29 protein-coding genes are annotated in these 24,931 nt (G+C 66.3%); 20 read left to right on the top strand and 9 right to left on the bottom strand.

All coding sequences use genetic code 11. From position 1 onward, the window contains the following. Positions 1-110: 110 nt before the first annotated feature. Both H8F24_RS02795 and H8F24_RS02790 read left to right on the top strand, forming a co-directional pair. On the top strand, positions 111-1,493 hold the full coding sequence (locus H8F24_RS02795) for an isochorismate synthase MenF (protein ID WP_197171953.1): 1,383 nt from the start codon (positions 111-113) through the stop codon (positions 1,491-1,493). A gap of 50 nt (positions 1,494-1,543) precedes the next feature. After that, the gene (locus tag H8F24_RS02790; RefSeq protein WP_197170860.1) at positions 1,544-2,410 is read left to right on the top strand and encodes an ion transporter; all 867 of its coding nucleotides are present in this window, start codon (positions 1,544-1,546) and stop codon (positions 2,408-2,410) included. A 34-nt stretch (positions 2,411-2,444) separates the two neighbouring features. On the opposite strand, the gene gshB is transcribed toward H8F24_RS02790, so the two are convergent. Together gshB and grxC are read right to left on the bottom strand one after the other, a co-directional pair. Then, positions 2,445-3,461 carry a glutathione synthase gene (gshB, locus tag H8F24_RS02785; protein WP_197170858.1) on the bottom strand — a complete coding sequence of 339 codons (1,017 nt, stop codon included), beginning with the start codon at positions 3,459-3,461 and terminating at the stop codon, positions 2,445-2,447. Positions 3,462-3,463: 2 nt separating this feature from the next. Next, positions 3,464-3,724: a glutaredoxin 3 gene (gene grxC, locus H8F24_RS02780; RefSeq protein ID WP_197158544.1), complete on the bottom strand. Its 261-nt coding sequence runs from the start codon at positions 3,722-3,724 to the stop codon at positions 3,464-3,466. 85 nt (positions 3,725-3,809) lie between these two features. On the opposite strand from grxC, the gene H8F24_RS02775 reads away from it, so the two are divergent. The 10 genes from H8F24_RS02775 to H8F24_RS02730 all read left to right on the top strand — a co-directional run bounded on the left by H8F24_RS02775 (position 3,810) and on the right by H8F24_RS02730 (position 10,611). Continuing rightward, complete coding sequence (locus H8F24_RS02775) at positions 3,810-4,571, top strand: hypothetical protein (RefSeq protein ID WP_197170856.1); 762 nt, start codon at positions 3,810-3,812, stop codon at positions 4,569-4,571. 69 nt (positions 4,572-4,640) lie between these two features. Continuing rightward, positions 4,641-5,270, top strand: a complete 630-nt coding sequence (locus tag H8F24_RS19870) for an ISAs1 family transposase (protein ID WP_197170854.1) — start codon at positions 4,641-4,643, stop codon at positions 5,268-5,270. Continuing rightward, positions 5,261-5,803: an ISAs1 family transposase gene (locus H8F24_RS19865; RefSeq protein WP_197158713.1), complete on the top strand. Its 543-nt coding sequence runs from the start codon at positions 5,261-5,263 to the stop codon at positions 5,801-5,803. Before H8F24_RS19870 ends, H8F24_RS19865 begins: the two co-directional genes overlap by 10 nt. 38 nt (positions 5,804-5,841) lie before the next feature. Further along, the gene (locus tag H8F24_RS02760; protein ID WP_197170852.1) at positions 5,842-6,489 is read left to right on the top strand and encodes an alpha/beta fold hydrolase; all 648 of its coding nucleotides are present in this window, start codon (positions 5,842-5,844) and stop codon (positions 6,487-6,489) included. A gap of 30 nt (positions 6,490-6,519) precedes the next feature. Continuing rightward, a protein-coding gene (gene prfB / locus H8F24_RS02755) for a peptide chain release factor 2 (protein WP_197159045.1) occupies positions 6,520-7,645 on the top strand; the annotation gives its coding sequence in 2 pieces (ribosomal slippage) (positions 6,520-6,594 and positions 6,596-7,645; 1,125 coding nt in all). Positions 7,646-7,763: 118 nt separating this feature from the next. Beyond that, positions 7,764-7,946 carry a DUF3285 domain-containing protein gene (locus tag H8F24_RS02750; protein WP_197158546.1) on the top strand — a complete coding sequence of 61 codons (183 nt, stop codon included), beginning with the start codon at positions 7,764-7,766 and terminating at the stop codon, positions 7,944-7,946. Positions 7,947-7,950: 4 nt separating this feature from the next. Continuing rightward, a complete protein-coding gene (ybeY, locus tag H8F24_RS02745) occupies positions 7,951-8,541 on the top strand; it encodes an rRNA maturation RNase YbeY (RefSeq protein ID WP_197170850.1) in 591 nt (196 codons plus the stop codon). Between the two features lie 92 nt (positions 8,542-8,633). Beyond that, complete coding sequence (locus tag H8F24_RS02740) at positions 8,634-9,056, top strand: diacylglycerol kinase family protein (protein WP_197159046.1); 423 nt, start codon at positions 8,634-8,636, stop codon at positions 9,054-9,056. Positions 9,057-9,145: 89 nt separating this feature from the next. Then, positions 9,146-9,769, top strand: a complete 624-nt coding sequence (locus H8F24_RS02735; protein WP_197170848.1) for an aminodeoxychorismate/anthranilate synthase component II — start codon at positions 9,146-9,148, stop codon at positions 9,767-9,769. Between the two features lie 83 nt (positions 9,770-9,852). Beyond that, entirely contained in the window at positions 9,853-10,611 is a 759-nt protein-coding gene (locus H8F24_RS02730) for an MBL fold metallo-hydrolase (protein WP_197170847.1), read from the top strand. Here H8F24_RS02730 and H8F24_RS02725 read toward each other — a convergent pair. Then, positions 10,595-11,785: a histidinol-phosphate transaminase gene (locus tag H8F24_RS02725; RefSeq protein WP_197170845.1), complete on the bottom strand. Its 1,191-nt coding sequence runs from the start codon at positions 11,783-11,785 to the stop codon at positions 10,595-10,597. The genes H8F24_RS02730 and H8F24_RS02725 overlap by 17 nt on opposite strands. Before the next feature lie 62 nt (positions 11,786-11,847). Here H8F24_RS02725 and H8F24_RS19860 point away from each other — a divergent pair, with 62 nt between their 5' ends. The 3 genes from H8F24_RS19860 (at position 11,848) to H8F24_RS02715 (ending at position 14,186) form a co-directional block, all read left to right on the top strand. Beyond that, complete coding sequence (locus tag H8F24_RS19860; protein WP_255518222.1) at positions 11,848-11,982, top strand: hypothetical protein; 135 nt, start codon at positions 11,848-11,850, stop codon at positions 11,980-11,982. A 767-nt stretch (positions 11,983-12,749) separates the two neighbouring features. Beyond that, the gene (locus tag H8F24_RS02720; RefSeq protein ID WP_197170843.1) at positions 12,750-13,094 is read left to right on the top strand and encodes a hypothetical protein; all 345 of its coding nucleotides are present in this window, start codon (positions 12,750-12,752) and stop codon (positions 13,092-13,094) included. A gap of 111 nt (positions 13,095-13,205) precedes the next feature. Next, the gene (locus tag H8F24_RS02715; protein WP_197170841.1) at positions 13,206-14,186 is read left to right on the top strand and encodes a hypothetical protein; all 981 of its coding nucleotides are present in this window, start codon (positions 13,206-13,208) and stop codon (positions 14,184-14,186) included. Between the two features lie 73 nt (positions 14,187-14,259). Here H8F24_RS02715 and H8F24_RS19060 read toward each other — a convergent pair whose 3' ends face one another. Together H8F24_RS19060 and argS are read right to left on the bottom strand one after the other, a co-directional pair. Continuing rightward, positions 14,260-14,409 carry a hypothetical protein gene (locus H8F24_RS19060; RefSeq protein WP_231598052.1) on the bottom strand — a complete coding sequence of 50 codons (150 nt, stop codon included), beginning with the start codon at positions 14,407-14,409 and terminating at the stop codon, positions 14,260-14,262. 245 nt (positions 14,410-14,654) lie between these two features. Next, positions 14,655-16,499, bottom strand: a complete 1,845-nt coding sequence (gene argS / locus H8F24_RS02710; protein ID WP_197170839.1) for an arginine--tRNA ligase — start codon at positions 16,497-16,499, stop codon at positions 14,655-14,657. A 1,048-nt stretch (positions 16,500-17,547) separates the two neighbouring features. Here argS and H8F24_RS02705 point away from each other — a divergent pair. Further along, the gene (locus tag H8F24_RS02705; RefSeq protein WP_197158557.1) at positions 17,548-18,429 is read left to right on the top strand and encodes a formate/nitrite transporter family protein; all 882 of its coding nucleotides are present in this window, start codon (positions 17,548-17,550) and stop codon (positions 18,427-18,429) included. A gap of 145 nt (positions 18,430-18,574) precedes the next feature. Here the strand turns inward: H8F24_RS02705 and cynS are convergent, their stop codons facing one another. Beyond that, complete coding sequence (cynS, locus tag H8F24_RS02700) at positions 18,575-19,024, bottom strand: cyanase (protein ID WP_197158558.1); 450 nt, start codon at positions 19,022-19,024, stop codon at positions 18,575-18,577. 215 nt (positions 19,025-19,239) lie between these two features. Here cynS and H8F24_RS02695 point away from each other — a divergent pair, with 215 nt between their 5' ends. After that, positions 19,240-19,392, top strand: a complete 153-nt coding sequence (locus H8F24_RS02695; protein ID WP_197158559.1) for a hypothetical protein — start codon at positions 19,240-19,242, stop codon at positions 19,390-19,392. Positions 19,393-19,538: 146 nt separating this feature from the next. Next, positions 19,539-21,266 carry a dihydroxyacetone kinase family protein gene (locus tag H8F24_RS02690; RefSeq protein WP_197158560.1) on the top strand — a complete coding sequence of 576 codons (1,728 nt, stop codon included), beginning with the start codon at positions 19,539-19,541 and terminating at the stop codon, positions 21,264-21,266. An 81-nt stretch (positions 21,267-21,347) separates the two neighbouring features. Here H8F24_RS02690 and H8F24_RS02685 read toward each other — a convergent pair whose 3' ends face one another. Continuing rightward, the gene (locus tag H8F24_RS02685) at positions 21,348-21,857 is read right to left on the bottom strand and encodes a DUF1993 family protein (RefSeq protein WP_197170838.1); all 510 of its coding nucleotides are present in this window, start codon (positions 21,855-21,857) and stop codon (positions 21,348-21,350) included. Between the two features lie 53 nt (positions 21,858-21,910). Continuing rightward, the gene (locus H8F24_RS02680) at positions 21,911-22,249 is read right to left on the bottom strand and encodes a translation initiation factor (RefSeq protein WP_197158562.1); all 339 of its coding nucleotides are present in this window, start codon (positions 22,247-22,249) and stop codon (positions 21,911-21,913) included. Here H8F24_RS02680 and H8F24_RS02675 point away from each other — a divergent pair. Together H8F24_RS02675 and trpB are read left to right on the top strand one after the other, a co-directional pair. Next, entirely contained in the window at positions 22,248-22,517 is a 270-nt protein-coding gene (locus tag H8F24_RS02675; RefSeq protein ID WP_197158563.1) for a hypothetical protein, read from the top strand. The two genes, H8F24_RS02680 and H8F24_RS02675, sit on opposite strands and share 2 nt — an antisense overlap. Before the next feature lie 52 nt (positions 22,518-22,569). Continuing rightward, on the top strand, positions 22,570-23,832 hold the full coding sequence (gene trpB / locus H8F24_RS02670; RefSeq protein ID WP_197171951.1) for a tryptophan synthase subunit beta: 1,263 nt from the start codon (positions 22,570-22,572) through the stop codon (positions 23,830-23,832). Between the two features lies 1 nt (position 23,833). Here trpB and H8F24_RS19055 read toward each other — a convergent pair whose 3' ends face one another. Next, on the bottom strand, positions 23,834-24,922 hold the full coding sequence (locus H8F24_RS19055; protein ID WP_231598051.1) for a 20S proteasome subunit A/B: 1,089 nt from the start codon (positions 24,920-24,922) through the stop codon (positions 23,834-23,836). Positions 24,923-24,931: the final 9 nt, after the last annotated feature.

Genomic DNA, 24,931 nt, shown 5'->3' with positions numbered 1-24,931 from the left:
GCTGCTGATGCGAGAAGGTCCATACATTTGAGCAGCCGCTTCGGCGCCACCCGGTGCAGGCTCCACCCAGCGTCACCTCCCCACTCCCGTCGTTTCTCGCGGAGCCCTCCCTGCCGGAGGCGAGCTTCACGGAGCTCCTTGCCGCGGCGGCCCAGGGGGCCAGCCAGCTGGAAGACGACGGTGTGCTGAGCCTGGCGTTGCCGCTGGCCGCGCGAGACCCGATGGCGCTGCTGGCCCATCTGCCCAACGGCCAGCGGTTTCGTTTCCTCTGGGACAGCGCCCCCGGCCTCTGCCTGGCCGCCAGCGGCAAGACCCACAGTCTGGAGCTGAGCGGACCGCGTCGCTTCGAGCTGGCCCAGCGCTTCAGCGCCGTGAGCCTCAGCCGGCTGGCGGTGGCGCCGCAGGCCTGCCCGCCCCTGGCCAGGCCGCGGGTGCTGCTGGCCTTCTCCTTCTTCGACAGCCCCCTGCAGGACGGCCAGGGCGTGGCCGGGGTGGAGGCGGTGCTGCCGCGCTGGCAGCTCAGCCGCCAGGGGCGCCACTGCTGGCTGCGGCTGCAGCGCAGCCTCGGCGGCGACGTGACCCCCCGCTCGGTGGCGGAGGAGCTCTGGGAGCAGGCCGAGCTGTTGCGCACACTGCCGCCGTCTTCCGAACCGGCGGGCGATTTGCTGGGGGTCCGCCTGTTGCACAGCTCCCCCTGGCAGGAGGGCTACCGCGAGGCGGTGGCTCGAGGCCTGGAGCTGGTGGAGACGGGGGCGCTGCGCAAGCTGGTGCTGGCGGTGCGCCAGCGGCTGGAGCTGGATCGCCCCCTGGATCCCCTCCTGCTCCTGGCCCAGCTGCGCCTGCGCCAGCCCGGCAGCTGTCGCTTCCTCTGGCAGCAGGCCCAGGGTGGGGTGTTGCTGGGCGCGTCACCGGAGCGGCTGCTCACGGTGCGCCAGGGCCAGCTGCGCAGCGATGCCCTGGCCGGCACGGCTCCGATCGGCCCGGCGGCCGATCTGTTGCCCGGCTCCGTCAAAGATCGGCATGAACACGAGCTGGTGGTGGAGGCGATCACCGAGGTGCTGCGCGAGGCCGGCCTCGATCCGCGCCGGCCGCGGCGACCGCGGCTGGCCCGCCACGGCCAGCTGGTGCATCTGCACACCCCGATCACCGCCAGCCTCGGGGAACAGCAACCCCTGGCCCTGGCCGCGGCCCTGCATCCCACTCCGGCGGTGGCCGGCCTGCCCCGGCGGGAGGCCATGGCCTGGTTGCGCAGCCTCGAGCCCTTCGAGCGAGGTACTTACGCCGCGCCCCTGGGCTGGATCGACAGCGAGGGGGATGCCGAGCTGCGGGTGGCGATCCGCAGTGGCACCCTGCGCGGCCGCGAGCTGGAACTCACCGCCGGCGCCGGCCTGGTGCAGGGCTCGGTGGCGGAGCGGGAACTGCAGGAGGTCGCCCTCAAGCTGGGGGTGCTGCAGCAGCAGCTCAATCTGCCGCTGGCTCCGATGCCGCATTGATGCACGAGCGCTGCCGCGGGTTTCTGCACCGCTCCTGCCCCTAGCCGGCCATGGCCCCCCTGCTCGTTCTGCTGTTGCTGCTGAGCGGTCTGCTGGTCAGTGGCCTGCTGCTGCGCCAGCACTTTGGCCGCGCCACCCTCCATCGGGTGATTGTCGAGGCGGACACGCCGGCGGGCAAGGCCTTTGACCTGTTGCTGCTGATCGCCATCAGCGCCAGCGTGTTGGCGGTGATCCTGGAAAGCGACAGCCGCGTGGCCTTGAGCCATCCCCATCTCTTCGAGGGGCTGGAATGGGGCTTCACATTGCTGTTCGGTCTCGAATACGTGCTGAGGCTGTTGTGCACCAGTCAGCCGTTTCGGTATGCCACCAGCTTCTTCGGCGTGGTGGATCTGATTGCGATCCTGCCCAGTTTCCTGGGGTTGATGCTGGCGGGAACCAAATACTTTCTGGTGGTACGCATCCTGCGGCTGCTGCGGGTTTTCAGGATCCTCAAGCTGGGCGAATATCTGCAGGAATCGGAGCTGCTCTGGCGGGCGATAGTGGCCAGCCGGCGCAAGATCATCGTCTTTCTGATGACCATGGTGCTCCTGGTGGTCATCATCGGAGCTCTGATGTATCTGATCGAGGGCGAATCCGGCGGCTTCGTCAGCATCCCGGTCGGGATCTACTGGGCCGTGGTCACCGTGACCACCGTGGGCTATGGCGATGTCGCGCCGGTCACCCCCCTGGGGCGCTTCGTCGCCTCGATCGTGATGTTGCTGGGCTACAGCATCATCGCGGTGCCCACCGGCATCCTCACGGTGGGGATTCAGCAGGCACGCCGCCGCCAGGAGCCGGTGCGGCGCTGCCCCAGCTGCGGCAAGGGGGGGCACCAGGGCGATGCCCGCTTCTGCCGCCAGTGCGGCAACGGGCTCTGAGGGGGCGCGCCGGCGTGGTTCAGGTGGGGTTGCTTCAGCCCTGTGCCAGCAACCGCTCGATCGTCAGATCCGCCAGCGGCTGCCCCGCCAGCCGTTCGACTTCCCGCACACCGGTGGGGCTGGTCACGTTGATTTCGCTGAGGCGGCCATCGATCACATCGATCCCCACGAAGAACAGACCCTCCGCCCGCAGCACCGGGGCCAGTTCGGCGCAGATCCGCCGCTCCGCCTCCGTCAGCTCGGTGACCTCCGGCGCCCCACCCACCGCCAGGTTGCTGCGGAACTCACCCGGCAGGGGCTTGCGGTTCACGGCCCCGAGCGGTTCGCCGTCCACCAGCAGGATGCGCTTATCGCCGGCCGTCACCCCCGGCAGGAAGGCCTGCACCATCACCGGCAACCGTTCCTGCTGGGTCACCAGCTCCAGCAGGGCCGTGAGTCCGGGGGCTGAGGCCGCACTGCGCACCACCCCCTGACCGGCCCGGCCACCCAGGGGCTTGAGCACCACATCGCCGTGCTCGGCGGCAAAGGCGGCCAACTGCTCCACCCGGGCACTCACCAGCGAGGGCGCCATCAGGTGGCTGAAGCGCAGGGAACCGACTTTCTCGTTCCAGCCGCGCAGGGAGGCGGCCCGGTTGAGCACCCGCACCCCCTGGCGCTCGGCCAGCTCCAGCAGATGGGTGGCATAGAGGTAGGCCTCGTCCACGGGCGGATCCTTGCGCATCCAGACCCGGGGAAACGCTTCGAGGGGCAGCAACCGCGGCGGCTCGGCCCGGTACCAGGGCTGGGGCACCTGCCAGCCCGCCGGATCGGCCACCATCGGCTCCAGCCATACCGGCTGGGCCCACACCCAGGCACGATGGCCGCGGTCGTCAACGCCGCTGACTGGCGGCGCGGCCGACAGGTCGGCGATGGTGGCCACCCAGACCTCCTGGCCGGCCCGTTGAGCCGCCTGCATCAGGGCCACGCTCGAATCCTTGGCGGGATTGAGCCGGGCGATCGGATCGATCAGGAACAGCTGGGAGGCGGAACCGGGGGGCGGAAGGACGCTCACCGTCAGCTGCCCAGGAGGGGATCGAGCTGGCCCTTGTGATCGAGGGCATGCAACTCATCGCAGCCACCGATGCCCTGGCCATCAATGAAGATCTGGGGCAGGCTCGTGCGCCCATCGGCCCGCTCGCTCATCGCCGCCCGGGCGGCATGGTCGCCATCGATGCCGTACTCGGTGTAGGGCACTCCCTTGCGCTCCAGCAGCTGCTTGGCGCGAATGCAGAACGGGCAATACCGCCAGGTGTAGATCTCAACGTTGGCGGCCATCTCCTCAACTCAGGCGGAAGGGTGGATCCTAGAAGTGAACAGCGGCACGGCTGGGCATGGTGATCAGGGGGCTGAGGGCTGGGCCATGACATGGACACGCCGCCACCTGTTGCTGGTCGCGGCGTCGAGTGCAGTGGCCGGCACGGTTCCCTGGAGGGCGCAGGCCAGGCCGTCGGCAGGCGAGTCTTCGGGACTGCCGGTCACGCCGTTGCAGCTGCTGGCGGCGCCCGTCTTCAACGACCAGGTTCTGTTCGCCCTCGGCGGTGCCAGCTCCCAGACGGCGGAGGTGGGAGAAGTGCTGCGGATCGCCCAGGTGATCCGTGCCCGCAGCGGCAACCCTTCCGATCCGCCCACGGCTGCCTTCGATGCCCTGGTCGAGGCCTTCGGCAGCGCCGGAGATCGGCTCGAACAGTTGGCCGAGCAGGCCAGTGCGCACCCCGTCACCGCCCGCCACCGCTGGTTCCGCGCCGCCACCTGCGCCGCCCAGCAGCTGTTCTTCGTGCTCGGCAGCGGCGATGGCGCGCGCGAGGAGGCTCTCTTTGCCTCTGCCCAGCGCCGCTGGCTGCAGGCGATCCGCCTCCTGGAGCCCCGGGTCGAACGGTTCGTGGTGGCCTCGCGCTTCGGAGAGCTTCCTGTCACCTTCTTCCCCGCCCCTGGCGGAAGCGGAGCGCGCCCCACGGTGCTGATCAGCGAGGGCAGCGACGGGCAGAACGTCGAAACGATGCAGTTCGGCGTCACCGCTGCCCTGGCCCGGGGATACAACGTTGTCCTGTTCGAGGGGCCCGGCCAGATGTCGCTGCTGTTCCAGCGGCAGATCCCCTTCACCCCCGACTGCAGGGCCGCCTAAAAGTCTGTCCTGGTAGCTCTTGGCAGGTCTGCCAGCATTGGGTTTGGTCGGCGGGTCTCAGTGCCCCCAATGCCCGAAACCCGCTCCACCGGAGTCGATCAGCCCGCACCGGATGACCTGATCAGCTTCCTCAAGGCCATCCCGGATGGGCGTTGCCGCCGCGGGGTGCGTTACCCGCAGTGGTTCCTGCTGCTGGTGGCTGTGCTCGGGATCCTGAGCGGCTGCCGCAGCTCCCGTGATCTGGAGGCCTTTGCCCGGCGGCACCGTGAGGCACTCAACCAGGCGCTGGGCCTGAATTTCAAGCGCTGGCCCTCCGATGCCACCTTCCTCTACCTGTTCAACAAGGCCCGCCTGCAGGAGTTTGGCCAGGTGCTGCAGGCCTGGATGATCAGCCAGGTCCCAAGCGGGGCAACGGGTCTGGATCAGCTGGTGTGTGATGGCAAGACCCTGCGCGGCTCTGCCGTGGAGACAGAAGACGGCAGTCACCGGTTTGTCGCCCAGGTCACGGTGTACGCCCGGGCCCTTGGCGTCGCCCTGGCCCAGACGACCTATGACACCCACGAATCCAGTGAGCGTGCGGCGCTGAAAGAGCTGCTCAGCAGCCTGGATCTCGATGGCGTGTTGATCCAGGCGGATGCCCTGCACACGACGCAGGCGTTTTTCGCTGGTGCCTCTCCCAGGGGGCCGACGTGCTCCTGACCGTCAAATCGAACCAGAAGACCCTCTACCGCCAGATCGGCTGCCAGTTCCAGGGAAAGCGTCACATCCCTTTCACTGCAACAGATCACGAGAAGCGCCACGGGCGCGACACCGTCTGGGAACTGCGAGCCAGAGAGGCACCGGAGCACATCAAAGCCAACTGGCCCGGCAGCGCCTGGATCGTTGAGGTGATCACAGGCACCCTCACCCGCAAGGGCAAGCGCAAGATCAGGCACCACCTGTTCCTCACCAGCGTGCGCACCACGCCACAAGCCCTGCTGCGCCTGATCCGTCAGCGCTGGAGCATTGAGAACGAATGGCACTGGGCCCGTGACGTCCAGCTGGGTGAGGACGCTCATCGCTACGCCAACCGGATCGGGGCCCCGGTGTTCGCCTTCCTGCGAACCATCGTGATGAACTTGCTGCGGCGGGGCGGCTACCGCTCGATCCGCCAAGGCCTGCGGGAGTTGGCCTACGACATCAAGGGAATGCTGGCACTTGGCGGCGTGGCCAGCCGAGGGAGCTTGGGCTGATCACACTTTTAGGCAGCCCTGCCCCCGACTGGGACCAGGTGGTGGGTCCGGTGCTGGATGCGGTGCGTCAACGCAGCGACGTGGGGCGGGTGGCCCTGATCGGGATCTCCTTCGGTGGCATGCTCTGCGCCCGGGCCGCGGCCGCGCTCAGCGGGCTGGATGCGGTGGTGTTCGAACCGGCGGCCTGGAGTTTTGCCCCCCTCTGGGGTGATCAGACCAGCATGGCCGCCGTGCAACGCAGCCAGGGGGCTGGGAGCCGCGAGCAGCAGCAGGTGCGCCGCCAGGTGAATGCCGGCCTGCAGGCCGCCTGGCCCTCCCTGAGCCCGACCGAGCGGTTCCAGATTCACAAGCGGGGCGAGATCTTCAGCCGCCAGGTGCTGCTGGAGGCCAGGGCGGGCCAGCCGCCCTCCGATTACTACGGCCTGCTCGAAGCGATGTTGCCCTTCGATTTCCGCAGCGACTGGCAGCGCATCCGGATTCCCAGCCTGGTGCTGGCCAACCAGGGGGACTGGGCCTTTGCCGACCAGTCGGAGCAGGCCTTTGCCCTGTTGACCGCCCTGCCTCCGAGCCAGAGGCGGCTGGTGCGTCTCACGGCGGCCGAAGGGGCCTCCCTGCACGATCAGCCGGTGGGTGCCCAGGTGGCGGAGGAGATCGTCTTCGACTGGCTCGACGAGCAACTGCGCTGATACGGTCGCCCCATGCGACCTCCCTCCACGGTGCTCGACCTCACCGACTTCAAACGCGATCTGTCCGAGCTCACCGACCGCCTGGGCAATGCCCAGGACTGTCTTTGACGTACCGGCCCTGAAAGCCCGCCAGCGCGACCTCGAGCAGCTGGCCTCCCAGCCCGATTTCTGGGATGACCAGCAGGAGGCGCGCCGCCAGATGCGCCTGCTCGACGATGTGAAGAGCCAGCTCGAGCAGCTGGCCCGCTGGCGCGGCGCCGTGGACGACGCCGAAGCCACCCTGGAGCTGTACGGGCTGGAGCCCGACGATGACCTGCTGGAGGAGGCCAGCAGCGGCCTCGCCACCCTGCGTTCCGATCTGGACCGCTGGGAGCTGGAGCGGCTGCTTTCCGGCACCTACGACAAGGAGGGCGCCGTGATTTCGATCAATGCCGGTGCCGGCGGCACCGACGCCCAGGACTGGGCCCTGATGCTGATGCGCATGTACACGCGCTGGGCTGAAGACCACGGCATGAAGGTGACCGTGGACGAACTCTCGGAAGGGGAGGAGGCGGGGATCAAGAGCTGCACGATCGAGATCGAGGGCCGCTACGCCTACGGCTACCTGCGCAATGAAAAGGGCACCCACCGGCTGGTGCGGATCTCGCCGTTCAACGCCAACGACAAGCGCCAGACCAGCTTCGCTGGTGTGGAGGTGATGCCGAAGCTGGATGAGGAGGTGAAACTCGACATCCCGGACAAGGACCTGGAGATCACCACCTCCCGTTCGGGCGGTGCCGGCGGCCAGAACGTCAACAAGGTGGAGACGGCCGTGCGGATCCTGCACATCCCCACCGGCCTGTTCGTGCGCTGCACCCAGGAACGTTCCCAGCTGCAGAACAAGGAGAAGGCGATGGCGCTGCTGATGGCCAAGCTGCTGGTGATCGCCCAGGAGCAGCGGGCCTCTGAAATCGCCGACATCCGTGGCGACATCGTGGAAGCGGCCTGGGGTAATCAGATCCGGAACTACGTGTTCCACCCTTACCAGATGGTGAAGGATCTGCGCACCCAGCACGAAACCACCGACGTGCAGGGCGTGATGGATGGTGACCTGGACCCCTTCATCGAGAGCCTGCTGCACCAGGGGGTGGAGATGGCCACCGAAGCGCCGGACTGAGGCGCCGGACCGATGCGCAGGACTGAAGCAACCGACTGAACCTCCGGGCTCACGATCGGCGTCTGAAACGCCGACACTGAACAGGCGCAAACGAACGCTCTCCCGTCTCTTTTCCTTGATGCCGGATTCTTCACCAGACCCGCAGGCGCCACCGGCCAGTTTCGTGAAGCTGGCCATGCGCAACATGGTGCGCAAGGGACGCCAGAGCCTGGTGCATTTCGGCCTCACCGCTTTGGGCCTGTGCGGCTTTCTGGTGCTGATCGCCTGGCTGGGCCGGCCCACCCTGCCCCCCACGGGCTGACGCCATGCCCGCCGACTCCACCATCGAGATCGACCCCAACGAGCTCGACCTTGACCTGGCCTTCCAGGCGGACGACAGCCTGGAAGCCGCTCTGCTGGCAGCGGCAGCGCCCCTGGCCGATGCCGTGGCGGGGCTGGAACCCTGGAGCGAGCACCTGGGGCGCTGGCTGGCGGAGCTGAGGCCGGAGCTGCCCGGCACATTGCAGGCAACGGCCTACAGCCTTGGCCTGAGCCTCTGCAGCGATGCCGCAATCGCCGAACTCAACGCCTCCTGGCGGCAGAAGGATGGCGCCACGGACGTGCTCGCCTTCGCCGCCCAGGAGACCGCTGAAGGCGAACAGTTCCCCGATCTGCCGATGGCGGCTGGGATGGAGCTGGAGGCCCTGGAGCTGGGCGACATCGTGATCTCGCTGGAAACCGCCGCTCGCCAGGCCGGAGATGCTGGCAACACGCTCGAGGATGAGCTGCTGTTCCTGGCCAGCCATGGCCTGCTTCACCTGCTCGGCTGGGACCATCCCGATGAGCCCAGCCTCGCGGCCATGCTGGCCCTGCAGGAGCGTTTGATCAGGACTGGTCAGGCCGAAAACCGGCGGTAGGGTGCGCCAAGAGACGCGTTGCTGGTACCGATGCCATGCAGGTTCCGCACGAGCCCCCCATCCTCACGCTGCATGAGCCCAGCGGCCTGGCGATGAGCACGCAAGGGACTTCCCGCAGCCGCAAACCCCGACTGGGTGCCTGGACCGTGGCAGGGGATCTGCCCTCCAGCTTTCGCTACGCAGCGCAGGGCGTGATCTATGGCTTCCGCAGCCAGCGCAACTTCCGCATCCATGTGGGCACGGGGGTGGTGGTGTTCTCCCTGGGCCTCTGGCTCGGGCTGAGCGCCGACCGGCTCGCGGTGCTGGTGCTCACGGTGGCGACGGTGCTGGTGCTGGAGCTGCTCAACACCGCCACCGAAGCCGTGGTCGACCTGGCGATCGGGCGATCCTTCCACCCCCTGGCCAAGATCGCCAAAGACTGCGCCGCCGCCGCTGTGCTGGTGGCGGCCCTGGCCTCGCTGCTGGTGGCGGGCCTGTTGCTGCTGCCGCCGCTGATGCTGCGGCTGGGCCTCTGAGGCTGCGCCCTGCCAAGCCATCCCGCTGCTGAGGCGGCAACGTTGAATGGGGCGATCGATGCGGCGCCTGCCGGCGCCCGAAGGCTCCCATGCTGCTGGTCCTCGACAACTACGACAGCTTCACGTTCAACCTGGTGCAGTATCTGGGCGAGCTGGCGACGGACCATCCCCTGGCTGCTGAGCTGCGGGTGGAACGCAACGATGCCCTCGGCCTGGAGCAGATCCGGGAACTCGCCCCAGCCGCGATTCTGATCTCCCCCGGCCCGGGCGATCCAGATCAGTCGGGTGTGTGCCTGGAGGTGTTGCGGCAGCTCAGCCCCACCGTGCCCACCCTGGGGGTGTGCCTGGGCCACCAGGCCATTGCCCAGGTGTATGGAGGGCGAGTGGTGCGGGCGGCGGAGCTGATGCACGGCAAGACCTCTCCGGTGCGCCATGGCGGCGAAGGGGTGTTCGCCGGCCTGCCTGATCCCCTCACCGCCACGCGGTATCACAGCCTGATCGCCGAGCGCGCCAGCCTGCCGGAGTGCCTGGAGATCACGGCCTGGCTCGACGACGGCACGATCATGGGCCTGCGCCACCGTGACCATCCCCATATCGAGGGGGTGCAGTTCCACCCCGAAAGCGTGCTCACCCAGAACGGCCATGCGCTGCTGGCCAACTTTCTGCGGCAGGCGAGCCTGCATCCGAGCAACCAGCGCCAGGCCAGTCGCTGAGCAGCCCGGCCAAACTGTTCTGGCGCCCCATCGCTGCTAGTTTCGCGCCACGCAAGGGCCCTTGGGGCCGCCTCCCCCATCCCATGGCTGTTGCCGGTTTCCGCCGATTCCGCCCCCTGGCGACGCTCACGGCCACCAGCGTGCTGGCGGGAACCACCCTGGCAGGAGCGGCCCTCACCCCGGCTGCGCTGGCTGCAGGCGGGGTAACCATCACCAGCTATGGCCACAGCGCCCTGTTGATCCGTGGCGGCGGCGCCACCGTGCTGGTGAATCCGTTCAAGGCCGTGGGTTGTGCCGCGGGACTCAGCGAGCCGCGGGTGGGTGCCGATGTGATCCTGGCCAGCAGTCGCCTGCTGGATGAAGGAGCCCCGGTGGCCAGCGGCCGCATGCTGGTGACTCCGGGTTCCTATCGCGTCGCGGGCCTGCAGATCGAGGGGATCGCCGCACCCCATGACCGGGTCGGGGGCCGCCGCTTCGGGCAGTCCACCCTGTGGCGCTGGCAGCAGGGTGGACTCACCTTCGCTCACCTGGGCGGTACTGCCGCCAGGCTGGCCCCGGCCGATCGGGTGCTGCTGGGCACACCGGATGTGCTGATCATCGGGGTCGGCGGTGGCGCGAAGGTCTATACCGGTGCCGAGGCGGCGGAGGTTGTGCGGGAACTGAAGCCTCGCAGGGTGATCCCCGTTCAGCACAACAGCGGCAAGGAGAAGCCGGATTGCGACCAGGGCAGCGTCGAGCCCTTTCTGCAGGCCATGGCCGGGACCCCGGTGAAGCGGGTGGGCAGCAGTGTGACCCTGCCGGGCAAGCTGAGTGAGGGCACCGAGATCATGGTGATGCGCTGAGCTCGATGGCGGCATAGGCCGCCCAGAAGCACTCCATCTGGTCCAGCGTTCCAAGGCTCACCCGCAGGGAGCCATCGATCAGGGGTTTGCCCGCCATCGAGCGCACCAGAATGCCGGCTCGCCGCAACTCGGCCTCCACCTCAGCCGGATCCCCCTGGGGCCAAAGCAGCAGATAGTTGCCCCCGTCCACGTGGTGGCGCACACCGGCCTCCCGCAGGCGTTGCACCAGCCAGTCCCGGGCCCGCAGCACCTCCGCCACATAGGCCTCCACATAGGGCTGGTCAGCCAGGGCGGCATGGGCGGCAGTCACGGCAAAGCTGTTGATGTCGTAGGGGCCGGTGACCCGGCTCACCCGGTCCACCACGGCTGCTGGCCCGATCGCGAAACCGATGCGCAGCCCCGCCAGGCCGGCTGTCTTGGCCAGGGAGCGCAGCACCAGGAGGTTCGGATAGGCCGCAAACGGATCAGCGGCGCCGCTGGCCTGCAGCAGGAGCGGCAGCACGCTGTCGCCGGTGAAGGCCTCATAGAGCTCATCCACCACCACCAGGGTGTGGGGTGCCAGCGCCGCCAGCTCCAGGACCCGCTCCGGTGCCAGCCGGGTGCCGGTGGGGTTGTTGGGGTTGCAGAGCAACAGGATGCGAGGTGGCGTCCAGCTCGCCTGGGCTTCATCGCCAGCCGCAGCACCAGTCGCCGGTGGCTGAAGCGCGGCCTGGATCGCGGCCAGCGGGAACGTGAACGACGGCTCCTCGTAGGGAATCGCCTCGATCGCCATGCCCTGCATCCGGGCGCAGGGGGTGTAGTAGCCGAAGGTGGGGCTGGTGGTGAGCAGCCGGTCTCCTGCCGCGCCATAGGCCTGGAACAGGGCGTGGATCGCGGCATCCACGCCGTTGAACAGGCCAACCTGCTCAGGGGCGAGTGACCGGACCAGCCCTGGGGCTGTGGCACTGAGGTTGGCTACCACCGCCTCGCGCAGGCCGTCGTATTCCGGGTAGATGGCGTAGTGGTCGGCCGGGATGGCGCGAATCGCCTCCACCACCCGGGGGCTGGGCCCCACGGTGTTCTCGTTGAAATCGAGCCGCAGCAGGCCGCGCCTGCCCTCCAGGGGGGCGCTGTAGGACTGCAGCGACTCCACCTCGGGCCGGGCCTTGGGTCCTGGAGGCAGGCTGGCGGGCAAGGCGGAACGGGGCGACGACCAACGGCAGCGTAGGGAGGCCTGATCCAGCGCTACCGCGAGAGATGGGCAGCGCTGAGGTGAAGGCGTTCCTCAGCCATCTGGCGGTCGATCTGCAGGTGAGCGGAATCTTCTCCTGGCGCTCGGAATATTCGCCGGCGGCATTTACTTGCTTGGGCAGGACTCGTTTTTCTCAGTGATAAGTCGAATCATGGTCTTGGAACCTTGTTTCAAGATTCTGCGCTGAATTGTTTGGCTTTTGGTCTGATTTCTTCGGGCGGTTTCGCTGGCATGGTTGGCTACTGCTGGGCCAAAGGCACTTTGCCAATGCCGGGTAAGGACAGGATTCGTCCTTGCTCGTTATATACGGGGATGGTGATGATTAGGCTCTGGTAACTATTGGCGCCGGCGATCTGCTTGTTCGCGTTAGCCTTTCTGCTGGCGGATAAAGTGCCTGATAGAGCGCTCCACTCGACGCCACAAGGCAGTGCGGCTAGGCTTCCGCGCTGATCTGATCGAAGTTAAGGCGGGTCCATTTATTCGCGTTACCTCTAAGTCGTATCTGATGCAGATCCTGAGGTGCACGTCCTCGCAACTGATTGAGTCTCGCCATTCGTAGACTAATAGATGGATGACTGCTGCTGGCCGGCAACAGCATGCGCCGGACTGCTCTGAGCGCATCCATTGCTGCACGACTCACTGATAGTTGTCCTGATGCATTGCCCCAGGTGAGGCCCCGAAGGCCTGGATCCTGGACGGCAGGATCGCCTGCCTTTCCCTTCGGCCTTCAGGACCTTAGCTTCGCAATATGGGGCTGAGTCAACTCCCGACGCAGAGATGATCGGGTCATGCTTCTTTCCCCATGGTTGTGCCTGAATCCGTCGCCGCAGCGTTCCGTTGGGCCTTGACCCTGCTGTTGCCCCTGCTACTCGCCCTACTGCTGAACGGGTTGCTCCCAGGCGCTGGGATGACGACCCGGACTCTGCTCTGGCTGAGAGGATTGCAGGTCCTTGGTCTCGTGCTTGCCCTGATCGGGGTGGTCACGCCCCTGGTGCTGTTCCCCCTAGTGGTCGTGCTCATGTTCTGCGCGATCTTCAGCGGACTGCTGCAGATCCTCAGCCAGTTCAGGGCCAGTTTCTCCTGCCCCGAATGGCCACTGGCGGCTCAGGCCCATGTCTCGATCCAGCCCGGGCTGGCCCTGTTGGTGTTCGCAACGGCGCTGAGCTACCTGTCGAGGCGACACTTGCTGAAACGAAAGCAGCCCGGGCAGCCAGTCTCTGAGCCCCAGGATCAGTTCAAACCGTTGCCGTGATCACAACTCGCCCATCCCTGAACCATCGCCAGCTCCGGCGCTCAGTTCTCTGCATTGCCGAGCGACGGTTCCCGCCTGAGGATGGTGTGATCCACGGCAGGGGAGTGGCCGGTGATTTTCGATGGCAGTGAGCAGCAGGCCAGGCTGATCCTTGGCGCGATGGCGGAGGTGGCCCGGGCTGGCGATGGTGAACTCACCGCCCTCGATCGCAGTGCCTTGTGTTCGGCGGCGCTGCTGGTGTTCCGGATCGGTACCGGACTGGATCTCCACAGCCTTGAGCGCGTTTCGCCGGCCCAGCTGGCCGAGGGTCTGGGGGAGCGGGGGAGCGAGGTGATCGTGCCGCTGGTGGTGATCGCCACGGTGGATGGGCAGGTGTCGCCCGCTGCGGCCGAGCGGGTGGCTGCCTATGCCGAGGCCCTCGGGGTCGAGGAGCCGGCAGTCCGCGATCTGCAGTCGCTGGTGCAGGGCGAGCTGGGGCTGGTGCGGGCCGACATGCTGCGCCGCAACCGGGCCAGCATCACCGGCGAGTGGGTGGAGGACGTGGCGAGCTTCTGTGAGTGGCTGCTGCCCTACCGGGATGCGTCGGCTCCGGAACTCAGCCAGCGCTATGAGGCGCTGGCTGCGAAGCCACCCGGGACCTTCGGGCGGGCCTTTCACGACTTCTACCGCGTCAACGGTTTCCCTTTTGCTGGGATGGAGGAGGCAGTGGCCGAAGCCTTCACCACGCCCCATGATGCCGCCCACCTGCTTTCGGGCTACGGCACGTCGCCGCAGGGGGAGTTGCTGGTGAGCACATTCACTGCCGGTATGCACCCAGTGGAGGCGCTGGCTGGGCACATCCTGCCGGTGATCGTGAGCTGGCACCTGGGCGTGCCGCTCGTGGAGCCTGCCGGCAGCGCCACGGGAGCTCTGGATGCGCGCAAGTTCTGGGTGGCGTGGAACCGCGGCGATGTCACCAGTGGCGACACGTTCAACCCTGCCTGGAACTTCTGGGAGCACGTGGATGAGCCGCTGGAGAAGCTGCGAGCGGCGATGGGGGTGCCGCCGCTTCAACCGGCGGATGCCGCTGATGGCGGTGTCAATCCGCCTTGAAGCTCATGCCCATCACGGGCGTGCCGGTTCCGAGCTTGGGCGTTGGGCCTTGATCCAACTCCCGAAGAGCTGATCACTGACTGCCACGATGCCTGGTCTCGCGCTCAAGACGAACAGTGCTTGGGCTGCCACCGATGCGCTCAATCAGACCCGATGTGAGCTCGCTGTTCGTTGTGCCGTAGGGGCAGGACTTGCCCCTCTGGATCGTCTCGATCCCGATCATCTGGGGAACACTGTCTGAACGCATCATTGCTCAGATTGCTCTTGCGGGCCGTGTGGTGATCGATTCAGGAGTGATCGGCTGACCATGGCCATGGAGGCAAGGATTCTGGAGTCCCATGCCCGAACGACGCCGCAAGCAGGTGACGGACCCCTGCCTCTCGATGAACCCCATCTCCGCGGCAGCTTCGGCTCCTGCGCCGACCGGTCGCCGCTGGGAAAGGCCGGATGACCTGCTGCCAGGAGCGCTCACATCCGCTCCAGGCTGGGAATGCCGAGCAGCCCCAGCCCCAGCCGCAGGGTGTCGGCCGTGAGGCGGCAGAGCGCCAGGCGTCCAGGGCGGGCGGCTTCCTCAGCCTTGAGCACCGGCACCTGGTCATAGAAGCGGTTGAACACCTGGCTGAGTTCAAAGAGATAACTGCACAACCGGTTGGGCAGCAACTCCTGCTCCACCTCGGCCACCACCGCGTCGAACTTCAGCAGTTCTCGCACCAGGGCCCACTCCTGAGGCTCACTGAACTGCAGGCTGGAGGCCTCCGCCTGGCCCGCCAGGTCGCCGCCTTTGCGGGCGATGCCGGCGATCCGCACCACGGCATAGAGCAGATAGGGGGCGGTGTTGCCCTGCAGCGCCAACATCCGATCAAAGCTGAACTGATAGTTGGTGGTGCGGTTCTGGCTGAGGTCGGCATACTTCACCGCCGCCAGTCCCACGGTGGTGGCCACCTGGGTGATGAAGCTCTCCTCCTCGTGGCGCCCCTCCTCCTCCAGGCGGCGGCGCAGGTCGGTGCCTGCCCGCTCCACGGCTTCATCGAGCAGATCCCGCAGGCGCACGGTGTCGCCGGCACGGGTCTTGAGCTTCTTGCCGTCGTCGCCCTGCACCAGGCCGAAGGGCACATGCTCCAGCCGCCCGTCTGCGGGGATCCAGCCGGCCCGCCGGGCCACCTGGAACACGCCGGCGAAATGGCTGGCCTGACCAGCATCCGTCACGTAGATCACGCGGCGGGCGCCATCGCCGGCCGGGGGCTCGGCAAAGCGATAGCGGATGGCCGCCAGGTCGGTGGTGGCGTAGTTGAAGCCGCCATCGCTTTTTCGCACGATCACCGGCAGGGCCTTTCCGTCCTTGCCGCTCACCCCCTCCAGGAACACGCAGCCGGCGCCGTCGTCGGTCACCAGCAGACCGGTGGCTTCCAGGTCGCTCACCACGGCCTCGAGGTAGGGGTTGTAGAAGGATTCGCCCCGTTCGCTGAGGCGGATGTCGAGCCGGTCGTAGATCTTCTGGAATTCCCGGCGGCTCTGGTCGCAGAGCAGGCCCCAGGCCTTCAGCGAGACCGGATCTCCCCCCTGCAGCTTCACCACCTCCTCGCGGGACGTCGCCTGGAAGACGGGGTCGTCGTCGAAGCGCTGCTTGGCCTGGCGATAGAAGGCCACCAGATCGCCCAGGTCCACCGCATCGGCGGTGATCAGCGCCTCGGGGGCCACCTGCTTGAGGTGGGTGATCAGCATGCCGAACTGGGTGCCCCAGTCACCCACGTGGTTGAGGCGCAACACCGGGTGGCCGCGGAACTCCAGCACCCGGGCCAGGCAGTCGCCGATGATCGTGGAGCGCAGATGGCCCACGTGCATCTCCTTGGCGATGTTGGGGCTGGAGAAGTCGACCACCACCGGAGCCGCCGGTGCTCCGCCGCCTTGATCGCTGCCGCCTTGGCCTCCGCCCACCTCCGCAGCCGCGGGAACGCCCAGGCGGGGGTCCCCAAGACGGGCCGCCACCTCGGCCGTGAGCCGCTCAGGACGCAGGGTGAGGTTGATGAAGCCGGGCCCGGCGATCTGGGGCTCCAGGCAGAGTTCCGCGAAGGCTGGATCCGCCGCCAGTTCGTTCACGATCGCCGTGGCGATGGCACGGGGCGGCTGCTTCAGGGGCTTGGCCAGGGGCAGGGCGCCGTTGGCCTGGAAATCACCGAATTCGGGCTTGCTGGCCGCTGCCAACTGGGGATCCAGGCGCCGGCCATCTGCACGGGCCTCGGCGGCGGCCTGCGGAAACGCCCGCTCCATTGCCGCACACAGCTGGCTGTCGAGGGCTTGGGCGAGGCGAAGCATGGGGGAGGGCTGGAAGAGCGGCAAGCCTCCCGCCTGTGGCGGGAGAGGCCCTGATCATCCATCCGGACCGGCGGCACCCAGGTGGAGGCTTGGTGGAATGGATGGCTTGAGGCGCGGGTGATCGGGAAGGCCTCGTTGCAGGGCCCGTGAGACTCGCTTCGGATTCGGTCTGGACTTTCGACCGAAAGACCTCTGAAATGCACTGATGCCAGTGACTCACTGCTGGAGCATTCCCAGTCCGGGGGTGAGCTGTGCGTGGGCTGGGAATCGAGGTTGGATGAAGCCCAGAGTCAACCATTCAGGAGAGATCAGCCATGCAGGAAATTCACCCCGGCCATGATCTGGCCGACGCGGTCTTGTCGTTGAAAAGCTCAGGGTGTTCACTCTCCCCATGTCCACATTCATCTGTCTATCAAGGGAATCAGGACCTCGTCACAGCCGTCAGATCGCTGACAAGCCTTTAACGCGACGGGCTCGGAATGCTTGATGGGGAAGCGGCGCTGCGCACACATTGCCCACTCTGTGACTTTTCAGGCCGGCACCTCTATGGGAGACGATCAGCACGGTTGTGCCACGAGCTCCGAAGCCCCTGGGCAGCCAGGATTGATCTTCTGTAGCATCTGTCACAACACTTCGTTCTGGCAGCACCTAGACAAGTTCCGTTGATCTCGCTTGTTTCCGACAGGTCAACATTGGACGTTATTGCGTCCACCCCTCGGGGCAGTGAATGCTTCTCGCTTCTTCGTCGTCTGTCTTGTTCCAGTACCTTCCCTGTTGAAGTGCTCCCTCTGGCTGGACATCTTGACTGAGGCGTAGTCTCATCGTCCATTTCCCTGGGGCCCTACCGGCAGGCTCTGCTTAGTTGGCGCCAACTTGATTCCACAGCTGCTTTTTCTCTTCCCATGGCCATCACTTCATGGCACCCGACAGGGTTGTCCAGGCAGGCCACCGTCCAGGTAGTGGGCTGATCGGTTGCTTCATCAACGCCATCCGTGGCTGAGGCGCCTAACTCTTTCGTTCCCAGTTCCAATTCAGTAGCACCTCAAAGATGGATTACGTCTTACCAAATGAACTCGTTGACGGCATGATTGCTGCCGGCGGCAAGAAATCCGGCGTCAGCATCAAGAATCTGTTGCTGCGAGGTTTCTACTCCGGATCCGTTCTCGGTCTGGCCTTGTGCCTTGCCCTCACGATCATGGTTCAGACCGGAATACCGTGGATCGGGTCTCTGATCTTTCCTTTCGGATTCGCCAGTATCGTGTTGTTCGGCATGGAACTGGTCACCGGTAACTTTGCCTTGCTTCCTATGGCGGTCTGGGCAGGTAAGACCACTTGGAGCAAAACCATCCGGAACTGGATCTGGGTCTGGATCGGCAATTTCCTCGGTACAGGCCTGGTGGGCATCCTGTTTGCCATCAGCCTCACAAGTGGTGGAACTGCAGATCTGGCTGCAGGGTCAGGGGATTGGGTTGCGGTCGCCAACAAGATCATCGGCCTGAATAAAGCCAACGTGATCGTCAAGTATCAGTCCCTCGGTGTCCTTGGTTTCTTTCTTGCCTTTGTCCGAGGCCTTATTGCCAACTGGTTGGTCTGCCTTGGTGTCACTCTGGCGCTCGTCAGCAAAAGTGTTCCTGGAAAGATCCTTGCCTGCTGGCTGCCAATCACGGCATTCCAGGCTCTCGGTATGGAACATATCGTGGTCAACATGTTCCTGCACACCACGGGGCCTCTTCTGGGCTCTGGCGTAAGTTTCGGACAGATTGCATTTTGGAATTACCTGCCTGTCACCATGGGAAATATTGTTGGTGGGATGGTGTTCATCGGTATGCTCTTCTACAGCACCCATCGCACAACGGTCAGCAATGTGCTGCCCACGGTGCATGATGAGAAGCTTGAGCGTGAGTTGGCTGCCGAGCTTGGCGCCCGTTGATGATCTGGGTAAGCTGATTTAAAAGTCGACTTTCTCAACGGCTTTCAACAATCAGCAAGGTCTCCAACGATCAGACCCGTCGCATTGCGACGGGTCCTTTTTCGTTACTGGCTGATTCGGCCGGTGGGCACGCGCAGCGCCTGGATCACCACTTCTTGTAAGGCAGGAACTTGCCGCACATGGTGATCTTCACTCGGTCCCCGGCGGGATTGGCTTCTTTGTCCACGTGCAAGGTGAAGTCGATCGCGCTCATAATGCCATCGCCAAACTTCTCCTGGATCACATCCTTGAGTGGCATGCCGTACACCTGCATGATCTCGTAAAAACGATAGATCAATGGATCAGTGGGAATAACCGGATCCAGCGATCCCTTGGTAGGGAAATCCTGCAATGCAGCGATGATTTCCGCATCCAGGTCCAGCAGCTCACCCAGTTGGGTTGCCTCGTCCGCCGAGGCGGTGGCCTGGAGATAAAACAGGGAGGCTACCCAGACTTCGTCGCGGCCCAGCTTGGCGCCCAGGTCGGCAAAGCTCATTCCCTTGGCTTTTTTGGCAGCCAGCAATGCAGAGATCATTGTGTCTTGGTTCGCAGTCATGAACAACGGTTGTCGTGATGTCCGCTACCGCATCAGGCCGTGCCATTGGATCATGGCCTGATGTCAGTTGCGAACTCCTGACTATCGATTGATCGACGCGTCTTGCTGGCATCAATCACTACAGATCTGGATTTCACCAGGCCTTTTGGATGATTTTCATACAGACGTCGTCCGATGGTCTGATTGGAATGAGGTCGACCTGTGTGAGCTGCCGGATGGTTCATGCCCTCATTTCCTACCTTCGCCATCTAGGCCTGTTTGAGCCAGTCCCCTCTCTGATCCTCCAGCGGCTCTACGTCGCTGCCGGCCGTGATCATCCTGCCCACCCCCGCCACGGTCGCTACGACGGCCTCACGGCCTGTGAGTGACCGCGGCGTTCGGCACCGTCCCGATGGTCCTGGGTAGTGAGATGGGTGGTACAGCATGACGCTGTCATGAAACTCCTGGGCCGCAACAGCAGCAGGGTCCATGCTGATGCTGACGATCCGGACGGCCCCATTCGGGGTCTCAGAGCATGACGCACCTGATCACCGATCCCGGCCGCTTTGCGGTACAGGCCAAGGCTGGGTTCGTGGCTGCGAATCGCCGCCGGGTGCGGGCCGTGGCGGGTGGTGTCGTGCGTGCCTCAGGCCTCGTCAGGGGACGGGTGGCCGTGGTGACCGGCGGTGGGTCCGGCCACTATCCCGCGTTCATGGGCTTTGTCGGGATGGGCATGGCCGCCGGTGCCGCCTGCGGCAACATCTTCGCGTCGCCGTCGGCTGGCCAGATCGTCAGTGTGAGCCGTGAGGTGAATCGGGGCGCTGGTTTCCTGCTCACTTTCGGGAATTACACCGGCGACATGTTGCAGTTCGGCCTGGCGGCGGAACGCCTGCGTTCCGAGGGCCACGATGTGCGCATTGTGGCGGTGAGTGATGACATCGCCAGTGCCCCGCCCTCCGCCATGAATCAGCGCCGTGGCATTGCCGGCGGGCTGGCGGTGTACAAGGTGGCCGGTGCGGCTGCCGAAGCAGGCCTGGACCTGGATGCGGTGGAGAGGCTGGCCCGGCGGACCAATGCCCGCACCCGAACCCTCGGTGTGGCCTTCAGCGGCTGCACCCTGCCGGGGGCGGAGTCTCCCTTGTTCTCTGTGCCGGCGGGTCGCATGGCCGTGGGGCTGGGCGTGCACGGCGAGCCGGGGCTGGAGGAGCGTCCTCTCCCCGACGCTGCCGGACTGGCGGAGCTGCTGGTGGCTGCGCTGCTGGCGGAAAGCCCGGATGACATACCGCCCCAGGAGGCTCGGGTAGTGGTGCTGCTCAACGGGTTGGGCGGGTTCAAATATGAGGAGCTGTTCAGCCTCTTCGATGCGGTGGCAAGCAATCTTGAGGCCAGGGGCGTGCGGATCGTCGATGCCGAATGTGGCGAACTGGTCACCAGCCTGGAGATGGCCGGGCTGTCTCTCAGTCTCTTCTGGCTCGACGATGAGCTCGAGCCGTTCTGGCAAGCCCCAGCCGACAGCGCTGCTTTCCAACGCGGCCATCCGACACTCGGCCCGACGACCGCTCCGGAACGGGAGGCAGACGCTCCTGCCCCGATTCCGCCGGCATCAGCGCGCGACAGTCCAGCTGGCCAGGGGGATCAGCTGATCTGGGCCCGTCGGGTGCTGGAGGGCCTCCAGAAGGCCCAGGCAGCGTTGGAGGCGAGCCACCAGGAGCTGGGCCAGCTCGATGCCATCGCAGGAGACGGCGACCATGGCCTGGGCATGGTGCGGGGCGTCGGTGGGGCGGTGGCTGCTGCCCAGCGGGCGGTGGACGACCAGGGCAGCGTGGCCCGTGTCTTGCTGGAAGCCGGAGAGGCCTGGTCTGAGCAGGGCGGCGGCAGCTCCGGTGCCCTCTGGGGCATTGGTCTGGCGGCTGCCGGCAATGCCCTCGCCGCGGCGGATCGATTGGATCCAACCGCCCTGGCCGGAGCCGTCGCCGCCGCTCTTGGCGCCATTCGGAATCTCGGCAAGGCCCAGGCTGGCGACAAGACCCTGGTCGATGCCCTGATCCCTTTCTCGGAACGGTTGAGCAGCGGTATCGCCCAAGGGGAGTCGGCTGCCAGGGCCTGGTCTGAGGCGGCCAGCTGCGCAGTTCATGCTGCCCAGGCCACAGCCGAGCTGTTGCCCCGACTGGGTCGAGCCCGATCCCATGGCGCCAGGAGCGTCGGCCACCCCGATCCAGGCGCCGTTTCCCTGGCGGAGGTGTCGGTGGCCGTTCAGATCTGAGCCTGGCCTGGGCGCCTCAGGACCCTTGCCCACCCCATGGAGAGGCATCGTGTCGATGGCAATGGGCTGGAGGCGAAGATTTCAGGATGCGCCCAGGAAATCGCGCTTGCCGAGGACAACACCGTTGTGGCGCAGGATGTTGTAAGCGGTGGTGACGTGGAAATAGACGTTCGGCAGCACGAAGCTGCTCAGAAAGGGCCAGCCCGGCATCGTGATCGTCTGATCGCGGCCGATCGGCACTGTGACCAGCCGTTCTTCCGAGCCGTTCAGCTGTTCCGTCGGCACGCTTTCGATGAAGGTGATCGTGTGCTGCAGCCGCTCGATCAGTTCGGCGAAACTGGTTTCGCTGTCCTCCACCGCTGGCGCTTCGGATCCGGCCAGCCGGGCGACCCCTCGGCGGGCGATGTCCGAGGCGATCTGCACCTGACGCACCAGGGGGAACATGTCGGGATAGAGGCGGCTCTGCAGCAGCACCGCCGGATCGATGCTGTGGGCTTCCGCGTGGGCCTGCCCCTTGGCGAGCACGGCGGCGAGATTGGTCAGTGTCCGCGTCAGCGGCAGCACCGACGCATCAACCATCGAGAGTTGCATCGGTAAGACAGCGGAATCTCTGAGATCTCACAACCCTAGGGGCCCTGCTCGCGTCATCCCCCTGCCTGCTTCGGCCGAAAACCAGCCTGCTCAAGGGCGGAAAGAGCCGCGGCCACCTGATCGCCCTGGAGTTCGATCACGCCATCTTTGAGGGTGCCGCCGGTACCGGCGGAGGCCTTCAGCTGCTTCAGCAGGGTCCTGCTTTCAGCCTCGCCGATCTCCAGCCCGGTGATGGCGGTCACCAGCTTGCCGCCCTTGCCCGCTTTGGTGCGTTGCACCCGCACCCGCTGCTGGGCACGTGGCTGGGCGGCGGCATCCCCCGCACCAGCGCGCTGCAGGCTTTCCGGCCGGCTGCCGCCACTGCTGAATTCGGTCCAGCCCCCCTTGGCCATGGCTCCATCCTTCGCTACCACCCACTCCAGCGCACCGCCCTTCCACTCCGCCAACGCCCCCACCGTGGATCTTCCCCCCCTGCAGCTGGAAATGCTGCGGATCGGCCTGCAGGGCGAACCTGCCGCCGCTCTCTGCCGCAAGGCGCCGTTGCGACCCGACAGCCTCCGTTCCTCCGTGTCCGGAGCAGCCGACTGCACCCTCGAGCCGGACTGGCTGCGTATCGATGAACCGCCCGGCTGGCCGGTGGCGCCGCCGCCACCGCCCTGAGCACGGCTTCCTACGCTGGGATCACCCCGTCCAGCCGCCGGTGACCAGCACCCTGTCAGCGCAGACCCCAGCCCCGGGGCAGCCCGATGCCACGGCCCTCGACCCGTCGGCACGGCCCACCCCGGCCGGTCGCTTCGGGCGGTATGGCGGCCAGTACGTGCCCGAAACCTTGATGCCGGCCCTGGCGGAACTGGAGCAGGCGGCGGCCGAAGCCTGGGCCGATCCAGGCTTCACCGATCGGCTGAATCACCTGCTGCGCACCTACGTGGGCCGGCCCACGCCCCTTTACGAGGCCGAACGACTCACGGCCCACTACGCCCGTCCCGAAGGCGGTCCGCGCCTCTGGCTGAAGCGGGAAGACCTCAACCACACCGGCGCCCACAAGATCAACAACGCCCTCGGGCAGGCACTTCTGGCCATGCGCATGGGCAAGCAACGGATCATCGCCGAGACCGGCGCCGGCCAGCATGGCGTGGCCACCGCCACCGTCTGTGCCCGCTTCGGCCTGGAGTGTGTGATCTATATGGGCGCCGAAGACATGCGCCGCCAGGCTTTGAACGTCTTCCGCATGCGGTTGCTGGGGGCCACCGTGCAACCCGTCACCGCGGGTACCGCCACCCTCAAGGACGCCACCAGCGAGGCCATCCGCGACTGGGTCACCAACGTGGAGACGACCCACTACATCCTCGGCTCGGTGGCGGGGCCGCACCCCTATCCGATGCTGGTGCGCGACTTCCATGCCTGCATCGGCCGGGAGGCGAAGGCGCAGTGCCAGGAGGCCTTCGGTCGCCTGCCGGACGTGCTGATCGCCTGCGTGGGCGGGGGCTCCAATGCCATGGGCCTGTTCCACCCCTTCGTGGAGGACACCTCCGTGCGCCTGATCGGGGTGGAGGCCGCCGGCGACGGTGTGGCCACGGGTCGCCACGCCGCCACGATCACTGAAGGGCGCGTCGGGGTGCTGCATGGCGCCATGAGCCTGCTGCTGCAGGACAGCGAAGGCCAGGTCCAGGAGGCCCATTCGATCAGCGCCGGCCTCGACTACCCGGGAGTGGGCCCCGAACACAGCTACCTCAAGGAGATCGGCCGGGCCGAATACGGTGCCGTGACGGACGCCGAAGCCCTGCGGGCGCTGCAGTTGGTGTGTGAACTCGAGGGGATCATTCCGGCCCTCGAAACCGCCCACGCCTTCGCCTGGCTCGAGACCCTCTGCCCCACCCTTGCCCCCGGAACGGAGGTGGTGCTCAACCTCTCAGGCCGCGGCGACAAAGACGTCAACACCGTGGCCGACAAGCTGGGCGGCAGGCTCGAGGGCTGAGTCAGAGGGGATCCTCTTCCCAGGCGAAACGCGGCAGGCGGCGCAGGCCGTCCTGCATGCTGCGGGCCCAGATGTCCATCGAGCGGCCGATCTCCGGTGCCCCCTTGGAGAGCTTGATGCGGCGCGAGATCCGAAGCTCGTCACGGGGCATCAGGGCCACCTCAAACGGCGGGCCCACCGTGAGGTTGGAGCGTCGCGTGATGATCTGGGAAATCAGGCACAGCCGCGCCGCATCCTCCAGGGACAGGCCGCAATGCCCCACGAAATCAAGCGGAGGCTTGCCGTACTTGCTTTCACCGATCTGCAGGAAGGGGGTTTCGCGGGTGGCCATCACCGCGTTGCCCTGGGGGTAGATCAGAACCAGGCCATGGCGGTCACCGCGGATCTGGCCGCCCAGGATGAAGCTGGCTTCGGCACTGGCTCCCGACTGCCGCAGGGTATGGCCGTATTCCTGCTGAACCGCCACGCTGACGCGACCCACATAGTCGGCCGCTTCAAACAGGAAGCGGGCGCTGAGCAGGTCGGGCAGGGATGAGTCCCGCAGACCCACGGCCTCTCGATCCACTCCCTCCCGACCCACTCCCTCCCGACCCACTGCCGCGCGATCCACTGCCTGCCGGTCCAATCCCTCCCAGTCCGCTGCCGCCCGGGAGGACGGGTTCCCGGCTTTGACGGAGCTGGTCACCGAGGCGAAATCAGAAGCCCAGGCAGCGAGCGGTCCGGCAGCCGGTGCCGTGGAGCCGGTTGCCGCATCAGGACTGATGGGGCAGGAATCGGCGAACACCTCCGTTTCCTGCGGTGGTTGGCTCGGTTGCTGCATCAGGCTGGAGCCGATGCCCACCGCTGGGCCACTGCCCACGCCAGGGGGGGTGCTCACGCCCTTGGCCAGCAGATCACGGTGGATCCGGTTCAGCACCGCCTGGGTGGTGGCGAGGTTGCCGGCGGCCAGGAGCACGAACAACCGGTCTTCTGCCGGCTGAAACACGTGCATCTTGCTGTAGGTGGAGATGTAATCCACCCCGGCGTTGGTCCGGGAATCAGATGCGAAGACCAGCCCCGAATCGAGAAGAAAGCCGACGCAATAGGTCATTCCGGGGTC

The organism is Synechococcus sp. CBW1002, from assembly GCF_015840915.1.
GTDB lineage: Bacteria > Cyanobacteriota > Cyanobacteriia > PCC-6307 > Cyanobiaceae > CBW1002.
The sequence above is the reverse complement of the archived record's forward strand: the minus strand, read 5'-3'. Positions and strand labels throughout refer to the sequence as shown.

What these genes read in the sequence shown, in the direction of transcription:
- H8F24_RS02790 (WP_197170860.1), top strand. Translation starts at nt 1,544, where the DNA reads ATGGCCCCCCTGCTCGTTCTGCTGTTGCTGCTGAGCGGTCTGCTGGTC.
- grxC (WP_197158544.1), bottom strand. Translation starts at nt 3,724, where the DNA reads ATGGCCGCCAACGTTGAGATCTACACCTGGCGGTATTGCCCGTTCTGC.
- H8F24_RS02775 (WP_197170856.1), top strand. Translation starts at nt 3,810, where the DNA reads ATGACATGGACACGCCGCCACCTGTTGCTGGTCGCGGCGTCGAGTGCA.
- H8F24_RS19870 (WP_197170854.1), top strand. Translation starts at nt 4,641, where the DNA reads ATGCCCGAAACCCGCTCCACCGGAGTCGATCAGCCCGCACCGGATGAC.
- H8F24_RS02750 (WP_197158546.1), top strand. Translation starts at nt 7,764, where the DNA reads ATGCCGGATTCTTCACCAGACCCGCAGGCGCCACCGGCCAGTTTCGTG.
- ybeY (WP_197170850.1), top strand. Translation starts at nt 7,951, where the DNA reads ATGCCCGCCGACTCCACCATCGAGATCGACCCCAACGAGCTCGACCTT.
- H8F24_RS02740 (WP_197159046.1), top strand. Translation starts at nt 8,634, where the DNA reads ATGAGCACGCAAGGGACTTCCCGCAGCCGCAAACCCCGACTGGGTGCC.
- H8F24_RS02735 (WP_197170848.1), top strand. Translation starts at nt 9,146, where the DNA reads ATGCTGCTGGTCCTCGACAACTACGACAGCTTCACGTTCAACCTGGTG.
- H8F24_RS02730 (WP_197170847.1), top strand. Translation starts at nt 9,853, where the DNA reads ATGGCTGTTGCCGGTTTCCGCCGATTCCGCCCCCTGGCGACGCTCACG.
- H8F24_RS19860 (WP_255518222.1), top strand. Translation starts at nt 11,848, where the DNA reads ATGGGCAGCGCTGAGGTGAAGGCGTTCCTCAGCCATCTGGCGGTCGAT.
- H8F24_RS02720 (WP_197170843.1), top strand. Translation starts at nt 12,750, where the DNA reads ATGACGACCCGGACTCTGCTCTGGCTGAGAGGATTGCAGGTCCTTGGT.
- H8F24_RS19060 (WP_231598052.1), bottom strand. Translation starts at nt 14,409, where the DNA reads ATGATCGGGATCGAGACGATCCAGAGGGGCAAGTCCTGCCCCTACGGC.
- argS (WP_197170839.1), bottom strand. Translation starts at nt 16,499, where the DNA reads ATGCTTCGCCTCGCCCAAGCCCTCGACAGCCAGCTGTGTGCGGCAATG.
- H8F24_RS02705 (WP_197158557.1), top strand. Translation starts at nt 17,548, where the DNA reads ATGGATTACGTCTTACCAAATGAACTCGTTGACGGCATGATTGCTGCC.
- cynS (WP_197158558.1), bottom strand. Translation starts at nt 19,024, where the DNA reads ATGACTGCGAACCAAGACACAATGATCTCTGCATTGCTGGCTGCCAAA.
- H8F24_RS02695 (WP_197158559.1), top strand. Translation starts at nt 19,240, where the DNA reads ATGGTTCATGCCCTCATTTCCTACCTTCGCCATCTAGGCCTGTTTGAG.
- H8F24_RS02690 (WP_197158560.1), top strand. Translation starts at nt 19,539, where the DNA reads ATGACGCACCTGATCACCGATCCCGGCCGCTTTGCGGTACAGGCCAAG.
- H8F24_RS02685 (WP_197170838.1), bottom strand. Translation starts at nt 21,857, where the DNA reads ATGCAACTCTCGATGGTTGATGCGTCGGTGCTGCCGCTGACGCGGACA.
- H8F24_RS02675 (WP_197158563.1), top strand. Translation starts at nt 22,248, where the DNA reads ATGGCTCCATCCTTCGCTACCACCCACTCCAGCGCACCGCCCTTCCAC.
- H8F24_RS02680 (WP_197158562.1), bottom strand. Translation starts at nt 22,249, where the DNA reads ATGGCCAAGGGGGGCTGGACCGAATTCAGCAGTGGCGGCAGCCGGCCG.
- H8F24_RS19055 (WP_231598051.1), bottom strand. Translation starts at nt 24,922, where the DNA reads ATGACCTATTGCGTCGGCTTTCTTCTCGATTCGGGGCTGGTCTTCGCA.